This window comes from Candidatus Mycobacterium wuenschmannii, assembly GCF_030252325.1.
GTDB lineage: Bacteria > Actinomycetota > Actinomycetes > Mycobacteriales > Mycobacteriaceae > Mycobacterium > Mycobacterium wuenschmannii.
In genome coordinates, this window is sequence record NZ_CP126981.1 from 1,826,941 (window position 1) to 1,838,270 (window position 11,330).

11 protein-coding genes are annotated in these 11,330 nt (G+C 67.2%); 4 read left to right on the forward strand and 7 right to left on the reverse strand.

Annotated features, from left to right (window positions below):
• Positions 1–11: 11 nt before the first annotated feature.
• Complete coding sequence (locus tag PT015_RS08735; RefSeq protein WP_285190237.1) at positions 12–1,373, reverse strand: PPE family protein, SVP subgroup; 1,362 nt, start codon at positions 1,371–1,373, stop codon at positions 12–14.
• A 597-nt stretch (positions 1,374–1,970) separates the two neighbouring features.
• On the opposite strand from PT015_RS08735, the gene PT015_RS08740 reads away from it, so the two are divergent.
• Positions 1,971–3,146 carry a serine hydrolase domain-containing protein gene (locus PT015_RS08740; RefSeq protein ID WP_285191005.1) on the forward strand — a complete coding sequence of 392 codons (1,176 nt, stop codon included), beginning with the start codon at positions 1,971–1,973 and terminating at the stop codon, positions 3,144–3,146.
• Positions 3,147–3,171: 25 nt separating this feature from the next.
• Here the strand turns inward: PT015_RS08740 and PT015_RS08745 are convergent, their stop codons facing one another.
• From PT015_RS08745 to PT015_RS08755, 3 genes are read right to left on the reverse strand one after another with little or no spacing between them, the layout of a single operon-like run.
• A complete protein-coding gene (locus tag PT015_RS08745; protein WP_285190238.1) occupies positions 3,172–3,978 on the reverse strand; it encodes an Fpg/Nei family DNA glycosylase in 807 nt (268 codons plus the stop codon).
• A gap of 8 nt (positions 3,979–3,986) precedes the next feature.
• Positions 3,987–4,466: a ribose-5-phosphate isomerase gene (locus PT015_RS08750; protein WP_285190239.1), complete on the reverse strand. Its 480-nt coding sequence runs from the start codon at positions 4,464–4,466 to the stop codon at positions 3,987–3,989.
• A 29-nt stretch (positions 4,467–4,495) separates the two neighbouring features.
• Positions 4,496–5,107: a mycothiol-dependent nitroreductase Rv2466c family protein gene (locus tag PT015_RS08755; protein ID WP_285190240.1), complete on the reverse strand. Its 612-nt coding sequence runs from the start codon at positions 5,105–5,107 to the stop codon at positions 4,496–4,498.
• 89 nt (positions 5,108–5,196) lie between these two features.
• Between PT015_RS08755 and pepN the strand changes: the two genes are divergently transcribed.
• Positions 5,197–7,779 carry an aminopeptidase N gene (gene pepN / locus PT015_RS08760; protein ID WP_285190241.1) on the forward strand — a complete coding sequence of 861 codons (2,583 nt, stop codon included), beginning with the start codon at positions 5,197–5,199 and terminating at the stop codon, positions 7,777–7,779.
• Here pepN and PT015_RS08765 read toward each other — a convergent pair.
• From PT015_RS08765 to PT015_RS08775, 3 genes are read right to left on the reverse strand one after another with little or no spacing between them, the layout of a single operon-like run.
• Positions 7,776–8,243 (reverse strand): DUF5130 domain-containing protein, encoded by a 468-nt coding sequence (locus PT015_RS08765; protein WP_285190242.1) that lies wholly within the window; start codon positions 8,241–8,243, stop codon positions 7,776–7,778. The two genes, pepN and PT015_RS08765, sit on opposite strands and share 4 nt — an antisense overlap.
• Positions 8,230–8,451: an aa3-type cytochrome oxidase subunit CtaJ gene (ctaJ, locus tag PT015_RS08770; RefSeq protein WP_285191006.1), complete on the reverse strand. Its 222-nt coding sequence runs from the start codon at positions 8,449–8,451 to the stop codon at positions 8,230–8,232. The genes PT015_RS08765 and ctaJ overlap by 14 nt, the downstream gene beginning before the upstream one ends.
• A gap of 52 nt (positions 8,452–8,503) precedes the next feature.
• Complete coding sequence (locus tag PT015_RS08775; protein ID WP_285190243.1) at positions 8,504–9,160, reverse strand: HNH endonuclease; 657 nt, start codon at positions 9,158–9,160, stop codon at positions 8,504–8,506.
• A gap of 160 nt (positions 9,161–9,320) precedes the next feature.
• Here PT015_RS08775 and PT015_RS08780 point away from each other — a divergent pair, with 160 nt between their 5' ends.
• Together PT015_RS08780 and PT015_RS08785 are read left to right on the forward strand one after the other, a co-directional pair.
• Positions 9,321–9,716, forward strand: a complete 396-nt coding sequence (locus PT015_RS08780) for a globin (protein ID WP_285190244.1) — start codon at positions 9,321–9,323, stop codon at positions 9,714–9,716.
• Positions 9,716–11,299 carry a glycoside hydrolase family 13 protein gene (locus PT015_RS08785; protein WP_285190245.1) on the forward strand — a complete coding sequence of 528 codons (1,584 nt, stop codon included), beginning with the start codon at positions 9,716–9,718 and terminating at the stop codon, positions 11,297–11,299. The genes PT015_RS08780 and PT015_RS08785 overlap by 1 nt, the downstream gene beginning before the upstream one ends.
• Positions 11,300–11,330 lie beyond the last annotated feature (31 nt).

Consider the following 11,330-nt stretch of genomic DNA (forward strand, 5'->3'; position numbering starts at 1 on the left):
GGCGGGTCGTTTCAGAGACCGAGCAGCCGCTTCTTCTGGTGGGCGTATTCGTCTGTCGTCAAGAGTCCTTCGTCGACGAGCTTGGCGAACTCGCGGAGTTCTGCCGCTACGCCGGTCACCACCGGGCGGGGCCCCTCTTGCGCGGCGGCCTCGTCGCCACCTGCGGTCGTCCGCGCTGCGTTCACCGCCCCGGAACCGGCCCGCGCCGCCGTACGAGCGCCCTGTGCCACCCGCCCCGCACCCGCGCTCACCGTCTCGGCCATGACCCGCCCGGCCATCCCGGCCAGGGCCATCTCGCTGAGCGTGCTGTTGGAGTCGATTTGCGCATCGGGCGCGGCGTTGGCCGCGGCCGCGGTCCCCAGCAACGTGTACGCGACGGGCTGGACTGCGGGTGTGGCAACGGTCCAGGTAGGCGGCACCGATAGGTTTCCGACGATCTTGGCCTCACCCAGGCTGGCGTCGACCCGCGCCGGCGGTATCGTGCCGGCCGGCAGATTGAGCAGCGGAGCCGGGAATGGCTTGACCGGCGCCGGGTCGGTGCCCGGGTAGGGCTCTTCGCCGTTCCAGCCGCTGATGATCTCGTCGGTGTGCAGGCCGGCCCCGACGCCGACGAGGCTCACCGGGAAGCCGACGACGCCGACCACGCTGGCTGGCACGGCGATGAACAGTGAGAAGAGGGCTGGACCGGCCAACAGGATGGTCAGAATGTCGGCCAGGAGGATGAGGAACTCTTCTTCGGGCGTCGCGGCCGCACTGAGCATTTCTCCAGCGGCGGAGACGGCTTGCTGAGCGGTACCTTCTACGGCTCCGTTGGCCTGACTGACGGCCTGCTCGGCAACGCCGACCGGGTTGGTGGTCTCCGGGGGCGGATCGAAGGGCGTGAGCACCGTCGAGGAGGCCGACGAGGCCGCGTAGCCGAACATCGCTTCCAGGTCCTGGGCCCACATCTCCCCGTATTGCGCTTCGGTGGCCGCAATCGCCTGGGTGTTTCTGCCGAGCAGGTTGGTCGCCACGAGAGCGGCCAGTTGGCTGCGGTTGGCCGCCACCATCGGCGGCGGGACTGTCGCCGAAAACGCGGTCTGGTACGCGGCGACTGCAGACCTGGCTTGAGCGGAACTCTGTGCGGCCTGGGCAGCGGTTCCTCGCAACCATGTCGCATAAGACGCGGCTGCCGCGCTCATCGCCGCCGACGACGGCCCCTGCCAGGGACCGGCGACCAATTCCGCGGTGATCGCCTGATAGGCGTCCGCTGCCGACTGCAGTTCGGTGGCGAGCGCATTCCAGGCCTGGGCAGCGGCCAGCATTGGCCCCGCTCCGGCGCCGGCATACATCCGGGCCGAGTTGACCTCCGGCGGATAGCTCACGAATTCCATCGCTTATTACCCCCTGGCGGCACCGCGGTGGGTGCCGTTGCCTGTAGCTGTTTCGACGACCGATCAGGAAAGCGGGGTCGTAGCCCCGACGCGGATGTGCTCACAGCGCCAGTGCGGCGATCGGCGCGGAGGTGTACGGGCGGATCACGTTAGGTGCGTGCCCGCAAAGTTCGCCGCGGCCCTTTCGTTCGCGCTCCCACCTTGTGAAAGCGATTGACGGTCAACAGGATCGGGCGACGTCCGGTTGTCGGTCAGCAACCGGCATATTTCCATCGATGACCTCGAACGCGGCTTCGACCCGGGACTCCGGGGAAGGCCGCGGCCGAGGACGGTACAAACGGGCACCCTCCCAGGGGACCACCGTCCCGCGTCATCGTCCACTCTTCTGGGCAACCTCATATGTGATCGTGATTGGAGCAATCGGTGTTCTTATAAACCGTCGATCGGGGGTCCGATCGTGGCCGAGCGGATCTTGCAGCAGCGGCGACCCGGCCCCTGGCGTGGCGTCGACCACGGGATTTGCGGAAGTCTTACAATCTGAGCCGAACCGGCTAGCTGAGGAGGCTGACCATTCAGCACTCCAGCGCCACCACGGACATTCAGATCCACGGCACCTGCGCGTCGCGCTTCCAGGGTGTGCGCGACGCGTTTGCCGAGAACTTCGTGCAGGGCAAGGAAATCGGCGCGTCCGTCGCCGCGTGGGTTGACGGCGAGCTCGTCGTCAACCTCTGGGGCGGCTGGGCCGACGAGGCCGGCACCCAGCCGTGGCAGGTGGACACGCTGTCGACCGTGCTCTCCGGCACCAAGGGCCTGACCAGCACCTGTGTCCATCAACTCGTCGAACGCGGCGAGCTGGATCTGGATGCGCCGGTCGCCCGGTACTGGCCGGAATTCGCGCAGGCGGGCAAGGACGACATCACCCTCGCGATGGTGATGAGCCACCGGTCCGGCGTGATCGGTCCGCGGCAGCGAATGGACTGGAAGCACGTCACCGACTGGGATTACGTGTGCGCGCGCCTGGCCGAGGCCGAACCTTGGTGGGAGCCCGGGACCGCGCAGGGTTATCACATGACGACGTTCGGCTTCATCCTCGGCGAGATCTTCCGCCGCGTCACGGGCGACACGGTGGGTCGGTATCTGCGGACCGAGATCGCCGAACCGCTGGGCGCCGAGATCCACATCGGCACACCGCGTTCCGTGCAGAACCGGTGCGCCGATCGGGTCGCCAAGCCGCACATCCGCCAGATGCTGGCCGACCTCAACGCACCCGGGTACCCCACCTCACTGAACGAGCACCCGAAGGCGGGGTTGGCCATATCGATGGGGTTTGCGCCCGACGACGAGGTCGGCTCGAACGATCTGGAACTGTGGCGCGAACTCGAATTCCCGGGCACCAACGGACAGGTGTCGGCGCTGGGGCTGGCGACGTTCTACAACGCGCTCGCTCAGGAGAAGCTGCTCAGCCGCGCGCACATGGACCGGATTCGGGTGTCACAGGGCGGCTTGGAGACCGATCTCGTGCTGGGCCCTCGCGTCGCCGACCACGGCTGGGGCCTGGGCTACATGCTCAACCAGCGCCGTGTCAACGGACCCAACCCGTCGATCTTCGGTCATGGCGGGCTCGGCGGCTCGTTCGGCTTCGTCGACCTGGAAAATCGGATCGGCTACGCCTACGTGATGAACCACTTCGACCCGACCAAGGCCAACGCCGATCCCCGCAGCGTGGTCATGAGCAACGAGATATACCGGGTGCTCGGCGTCGAAAGCTGCTGAGCAACAAGCGGTCACGACGAGCCGCTCAGGTCTGGCAGGTCGGACACCAGAAGAGGTTTCGGCCCTCCAATTCGGCTGTGCGAACCGGGGTTCCGCACACCCGACACGGATCGCCGGCGCGTCGGTAGACGTAGGAGCGCGGCCGCCGTGGTCCGTAGGATGGCGCGCCGTGGTCGTGTTCGGGCCGAATCGTGATGATCTTGCCCCGCCGCACACCGACTTTCATCAGGGCGACCAAGTCGGTCCAGGCTTCGGCGAATTCCGTCTCGTCGATCTTCTGGCCGGGGCGGTACGGGTCGATGCCGTGCCGGAACAGCAACTCGTTGCGATAGACGTTGCCGACGCCGGCGATGATGGTCTGGTCCATCAGCAAAGCACCGATTGGCCTGCGCGACTTGGCTATTCGCGCCCACGGCCACGACGGATCGGCGTCGCGGCGCAGCGGGTCGGGCCCCAGCCGTGCGACGACGTCGGCGACCTGGGCCTCGTCGATGAGCTCGCACACCGTCGGCCCGCGCAGATCGGTGCCGTACTCGTCGCCGATCATCCGCATCCGGACCTGCCCGACCGCGGCCGGTATCTCCTCGTCCGGCCGGCGCCCCCACTCGGTGAACTTGCCGTACAGGCCGAGGTGCACGTGCACGATCGCGCCGTCGGCGTAGTGGTGGAAAAGGTGCTTACCCCAAGCACTGGCCTTCTTGAACACCTGACCGCTGACCGTTGCAGCTTCGGCGTCGAAACGACCCTGCGGGCTCGACACCGCGACCGGGGCGCCTGCGAAGCGCCGTTGGTGCAGCCGCGCCAACCGGTGGAGGGTATGCCCTTCGGGCAACGCAGTCCTCAGCCCTGCGCGCCGGGCACCGGCGGAGCCTGGTGCGTGCGCTCGTATTCGGCCAGGATGTCGATACGTCGTTGGTGGCGTTCGGCTTTCGACCACGGCGTGCTCAAGAACGCATCCACGAACGACAGCGCCTCGGGGACGGTATGCATCCGTCCGCCAATGCCGATCAGCTGCGCGTTGTTGTGTTCGCGCGCCAGCGAGGCGGTCTCGACACTCCACGCCAGCGCGCAGCGCGCGCCCGGCACCTTGTTGGCCGCGATCTGCTCACCGTTGCCCGATCCCCCGATCACGATGCCGAGGCTGTCCGGATCGGCCACCGTCCGCGTCGCGGCGTCGATACAGAACGCGGGGTAGTCGTCCTCGGCGTCGTAGGTGAACGCGCCGCAGTCGACCGGCTCATGGCCGGTCTTCGTGAGGTGCTCGATGATCTGCTGTTTGAGTTCGAAGCCGGCGTGGTCGGAGCCGAGGTAGACGCGCATGTCGGTGATCCTTGCACCGCCGAACGGATCTAGTCGAACTCGGGTGCCTCGGTGCGGCTGCGCTTGAGCTCCCAGAAGTGCGGGTAGGCGGCGAACGTCACCGACGCGTCCCACAACTTGCCGGCCTCTTCGCCCCGTGGAATTCGTGACAACACCGGTCCGAAGAACGCCGTGCCGTTGATGTGAATGGTGGGCGTGCCGACGTCGTCGCCGACCGCGTCCATGCCCGCATGGTGGCTCTTACGCAGCGCCTCGTCGTACGCGTCCGTCGTTGCGGCATCGGCCAACTCGGCCGGCAGATCCAGCGCTTTCAGCGACTGCGTGATGACGTCATCGAGGTCCTTGTTGCCCTCGTTGTGGATGCGGGTGCCCATCGCCTCGTACAGCGGGGCGAGGATCTCTGAGCCGTGCGCCTGCTCGGCGGCGATCGCCACCCGAACCGGGCCGAACGCCTTAGCGAGCTTTTCCTTGTACTCCGCGGGTAGGTTCTCGCGGTTCTCGTTGAGCACCGCGAGGCTCATCACCTGGAAATTCACCTCGATGTCGCGGACCTTTTCCACTTCCAAGATCCAGCGGGACGTGATCCATGCCCACGGGCACAACGGGTCGAACCAGAAATCGGCGACTGACTTCTCGGACATGCGGATCCTCTCGTCAACTCCTCGGCAAGTCGTCCAGCACAACCCTAGCCCCGGCGGTCGCATTCCCGCGGTGCGCCTAAGTTGGACACGTGGCTCTCCCCAACCTCACTCGCGACCAGGCCGCCGAACGCGCCGCACTGGTCACCGTCGACAACTACCGAATCGTTCTGGACCTCACCGACGGTGACGGCAAGCCAAGCGAACGCACCTTCCGCTCCACGACGACCGTGGCGTTCGATGCGCTCCCCGGTGCCGACACCGTCATCGACATCGCCGCCGCGAGGGTGCACGGTGCGACCCTCAACGGCCGCGACCTCGACGTGTCGGGCTACGACGAGGCGACCGGCATCGCATTGAGCGGGCTCGCCGAACACAACACCCTCGTGGTCGACGCCGAGTGCCGGTACTCCAACACCGGCGAGGGACTGCACCGATTCGTCGACCCGGTCGACAGCGAGGTGTATCTGTACTCCCAATTCGAAACCGCGGACGCCAAGCGGATGTTCGCCTGCTTCGACCAGCCCGACCTGAAGGCCACCTTCGATATTTCGGTGACCGCGCCGACGCACTGGCAGGTGGTGTCCAACGGGGCCACGACCAGCGCCGTCGACGGCGTCCACGCGTTCGCCACCACCCCGAAGATGAGCACCTACCTGGTCGCGCTGATCGCCGGTCCATACGCCCGGTGGGACGACGTGTACCGCGACGAGCACGGCGAGATCCCGCTCGGCCTGTTCTGCCGGGCCACGCTCGCGGAATACATGGACGCCGAACGGCTGTTCACGCAGACCAAGCAGGGTTTCAGGTTCTACCACAACAACTTTGGCGTGCCATACGCGTTCGGAAAGTACGACCAGCTGTTCGTGCCGGAGTTCAACGCGGGTGCGATGGAGAACGCCGGTGCCGTTACGTTCCTGGAGGACTACGTCTTCCGCAGCAAGGTGACGCGGGCATCCTACGAGCGACGCGCCGAGACGGTGCTGCACGAGATGGCGCACATGTGGTTCGGCGACCTGGTCACCATGCGGTGGTGGGATGACTTGTGGCTCAACGAATCTTTCGCCACCTTCGCCTCAGTGCTGTGCCAGAGTGAGGCGACGGAATTCACCGAGGCCTGGACGACGTTCGCCAACTCGGAGAAGTCGTGGGCCTACCGACAGGATCAGTTGCCCTCGACACATCCTGTGGCCGCGGACATTCCCGACCTGGCCGCCGTCGAGGTCAACTTCGACGGCATCACCTACGCCAAAGGCGCCAGCGTGCTCAAGCAGCTGGTGGCCTACGTCGGCCTGGAGCACTTCCTGACCGGTCTGCGGGATTACTTCCGCGCGCACGCGTTCGACAACGCCACGTTCGACGACCTGCTCACCGCGCTGGAGAAGGCATCGGGCCGCGACCTTTCCGACTGGGGTCGGCAGTGGCTGAAAACCACTGGGCTGAACACACTTCGGGCGGACTTCGACGTCGACGCCGACGGCAAGTTCACCCGGTTCGCGGTGACACAGAGCGGCGCCGCACCCGGCGCCGGCGAAACGCGGGTGCACCGACTGGCGATCGGCATCTATGACGACGACGGCACCGGCAAGCTCACCCGGTCGCATCGCGAAGAGCTCGACATCGACGGCCCGAGCACCGATGTCCCTGCGCTGGTAGGCGTTTCGGCGGGCAGGCTGGTGCTGGTCAACGACGACGACCTGACCTACTGCTCGCTGCGGTTGGACTCGGGCTCACTGGACACCGCGCTGGGCCGCATCGCCGATATCGCCGAGCCGCTCCCCCGGACGCTGGTGTGGTCGGCGGCGTGGGAGATGACGCGCGACGCGGAGCTGCGGGCCCGCGATTTCGTCGCGCTGGTGTCCGGCGGCATTCAGGCCGAGACGGAAGTCGGTGTCGCGCAACGTCTTCTCCTGCAGGCACAGACGGCGCTGGGCTCCTACGCCGACCCCGGGTGGGCGCGGGCCGAGGGCTGGCCGGCGTTCGCCGACCGGCTGCTGGAGTTGGCCCGCGGCGCGGTTGCCGGCTCGGATCACCAGTTGGCGTTCGTCAACGCGCTGTGCTCGTCGGTGCTGTCCGAGCAGCATGTCTCGGCGCTCACCGAGTTGCTCGACAAGAATCCCGCCGACGTGGGACTGGACGGGCTGACCGTCGACACCGACCTGCGCTGGCGGATCGTCACCGCCCTGGCCGCAGCCGGAGCCGTCGACGCCGACGGGCCCGAGACGCCGTTCATCGATGCCGAGGTCGAGCGTGACCCGACGTCGGCGGGCAAGCGGCTGGGCGCCCAGGCCTCCGCCGCGCGGCCGCAGGAGGCGGTCAAGGAATCGGCGTGGACACAGGTCACCGAGGACGACACGCTGGCCAACATCGTCGGCCGGTCGATCATCAATGGTTTCGTGCAGTCCGGTCAGGCCGAGCTGCTCAAGCCATTCGGCGCAAGGTATTTCGCCGCGATCCCCGGCATCTGGGAGCGGCGATCCAGCGAGGTCGCGCAGACCGTGGTGGTCGGGTTGTACCCGTCGTGGGACATCAGCGACGAAGGCATAGCGGCCGCCGACGCGTTTCTCGCCGACTCCGAACTGCCGCCAGCGCTTCGGCGGCTGGTGCTGGAGGGTCGCGCGGGCATCGAAAGGTCGCTGCGGGCGCGCCGACTCGACGCGGGTGGCGAGGCCTAGGCCGGTGAGATGCCGGCGCTGGTCACGCGAACCGCGCTGACCAGGCCGTCGATCAGGTTGCCGTCCTTCAGCGACGCCGCCGCAGCGGCGACACCGAGCGGGGCGGCGGACTCGGCCCCGCGGCTGCGGACCGCGGAGCCGTAGACGACCTCGATCACGTGCTGATCCGGTGACACGGCGATCAGCACGGCGTCGTTGGGCGTCGGCACCTTGGCCAGGATCTCGCGCGCCCGGGCCGCGGTGTCGCTACCCAGGTCCCCGATGTAGACCGAGAAACGCGCACCCGAGGCACGCGACCCGAAGGTCAGCGCGTCGTCGATGGCGACCAGGTCGCTGATCGGGAACGGATAGTGCGACGAGAGCTCGCCGGGCTCGGTGACGCCCGAGATGCGACCGCTGGTCGTGATCGCCGAGCCGTACGGCAGCTCGGGGTGAGCGACGGTTGCTACTTCACCACTTGCCACTTGCGCCGCCTCCCACGCTGAATTCGTCATGGCCGTGACCGCCGTGCCCGACGGCCTCGTCGGTTGCGGCCCACAGGATGGGCGCATGGGTCCAGCGTTCCGACAACTTGTAAGTGGCTGGGTGCGGACCCTTGCGCGACCAGATCAGTGCCGCGAGCAGGATCGCCAGCACCAGCGGAACGCCCAAGAACAATGAGTGGATCTCCATCATGCTCACGACGCAAACCGTATCCCACCGGCGATCCCGGAGCCACAGAGCGCTAGGCCGCGCCCTCTCCCAAGTAGCGCGCCCACGCCGGGTCGAGTTCCTTGACCGTCGAGAGCAGCCGCCAGTGCTGGCCCTTCGGCGGGCTCGGCGGCATCCGCAACGACCAGCCCAGCTCGGTGAGCAGCTTGTCGCCCTTGCGGTGGTTACAGGTGGAGCAGCACGCGACGCAGTTCTCCCAGGAATGCTCGCCGCCGCGACTGCGGGGCACCACATGGTCGACGGTGTCGGCCTTGGCGCCGCAGTAGGCGCAGCAGAATCGGTCCCGGTGCATCAGGGCTGCGCGGGTCATCGGCACCCGGGCCCGATACGGCACCCGGACGTACGTGCGCAGTCGGATCACCGACGGCACCGCGATCGTCCGGGTCGCGGAATGAACGACGGGACCGGTTGGGTCGTCGTGCACGACCTCGGCCTTACCGCAGATCAACATGATGATCGCCCGCCTTACCGGCAGTGCGGTCAAGGGCTCGTAGGTGGAATTCAGCAGCAGCACCCGACGGCGATTCCAGACCGATCCTGGCTCGCCGAGCACCGCCGAATGGGGGTCGACGGTGGGAACGCTGTGCAGGGTGGAGCCGATCGCGGGCCCGGTGAGGCCTGCCGCGGCACCAGAACTGTGGTGGCTGCGGCGTTTTGTGCGCTGCGCCATACGTCCTCCGCTGACCAGTCCACCACGATTCGCCAGCGAACGCACGCCAAATTGGCCGGTGTCCGCTGGTCAATCCGGTGAACACCCGGTGCGGGGCGCGCGCCCAAGGTTCACATGTCGCTCAGCAACCCGGTCCGGGCATGGCCCACAATGGGATGCGATGGAACAACCACAACAAACCTTCTACGACGCCGTCGGCGGTGCGGATACGTTCCATGCGATCGTGGCGCGCTTCTACGAACTGGTCGCCGAGGACGAGATCCTGCGGCCGCTGTACCCCGAGGACGACCTGGCGGGCGCCGAGGTACGGCTGCGAATGTTCCTCGAGCAGTACTGGGGCGGCCCGCGCACCTACTCCGATCAGCGCGGCCATCCCCGACTGCGGATGCGGCACTCGCCGTTCCAGATCGGCCCGTTCGAGCGTGACGCGTGGCTGCGGTGCATGCACACCGCGGTGGCGTCGATCGACTCGGCAACCCTCGACGACGCACATCGCAAGGCTTTGCTGGACTACCTGGAAATGGCGGCGCACTCAATGGTCAACTCGCCCTTCTGATGAGCACCCGACAGCAGCGGACATGGTGGCGGGACGCCCTGTTCTATCAGGTGTATCCGCGCTCCTTCGCCGACAGCAACGGCGACGGTGTCGGCGACATCGACGGCGTGGCAGCGCAGTTGGACTACCTCGACCGGCTGGGCGTCAACTCGATCTGGTTCAGCCCGATCATGGTGTCCCCCATGGCCGATCACGGCTACGACGTGTCGGACCCGCGGGACATCGATCCATTGTTCGGTAGCCTGGCCGCGCTCGAGCGACTGATCGAGGCGGCGCACCAGCGCGGCATCAAGATCACCATGGACCTGGTGCCCAACCACACCAGCTCCGAGCACCCCTGGTTCCAGGAGGCGTTGGCCGCCGCGCCGGGCAGCGCGGCACGTGAGCGCTACATCTTCCGCGATGGGCGCGGCCCCGATGGGGCTGAGGCGCCCAACAATTGGCAGTCAGTCTTCGGTGGGCCGTCCTGGACGCGGGTCACCGAGCCGGACGGCAACCCGGGCCAGTGGTATCTGCACCTCTTCGACGTCGAGCAGCCGGACCTCAACTGGGAGAACCCGGAGGTGTTCGACGATCTCGAGAAGACGCTGCGATTCTGGTTGGAGCGCGGGGTCGACGGCTTCCGCATCGACGTCGCGCACGGGATGGCCAAACCGCCGGGACTGCCGGACACTGATGTCGAGATGCGTCCGCGCATGCTCAGCGATGGCGATCCGCGGTTCAACCACCCGAATGTGCATGCGATTCACCGCAATATCCGCCGCGTGATGGACGACTTTCCCGAGGCGGTGACCATCGGCGAGGTCTGGGTTTTCGACAACGCCAGCTGGGCCGAGTACGTGCGGGCCGACGAGTTGCACCTCGGCTTCAACTTCCGCATGGTGCGGGCCGAATGGGACCTGACCGAAATCCACGACGCGATCGACAACACGCTGACTGCGGCCGCGATGGAAAACGCCACTCCCACATGGACGTTGGAGAACCACGACGTGGTCCGGGCGCCCACCCGCTACGGCGGCGGCGAGCTCGGGCTGGATCGGGCCCGGGCCATGGCGCTGGTGACCCTCGCCCTGCCGGGCGCGCTGTTCCTCTACAACGGTCAGGAATTGGGTCTGCCCAACGTCGAATTGCCCGACGAGGCCCTGCGCGATCCGACCTGGGAACGTTCGGGGCACACCGTCCGCGGGCGCGACGGATGCCGCATCCCGATGCCGTGGCGTGGCGACACGCCCCCGTTCGACTTCTCCACCAACGCCGATACCTGGTTGCCGATACCGCCGGACTGGGAGTCGCTCACGGTCGAGAAGCAACTCCTCAACGCCGACTCGACGCTGTCGTTCTTTCAGCGCGCCCTCGAAATACGGCGCAGCTACCTCGAATTCAGTGGTGACGGGATCCAGTGGCTGGAGGCACCCGGCGGCGTTCTGGCCTTTGCCCGCGGCGATCAGGGGTTGCGCTGCGTGCTCAACGCCGGCACCGCGCCGATCACACTGCCCGACGGCGAGGTGTTGTTGACGAGCGCGCCGTTGGTGGACGGCGAATTGGCGCCGGACGCGGCGGCGTGGCTGGTGGCTCCCGAGTAGCGCGTAGCTGCGGGAATCTGGCATACATAAC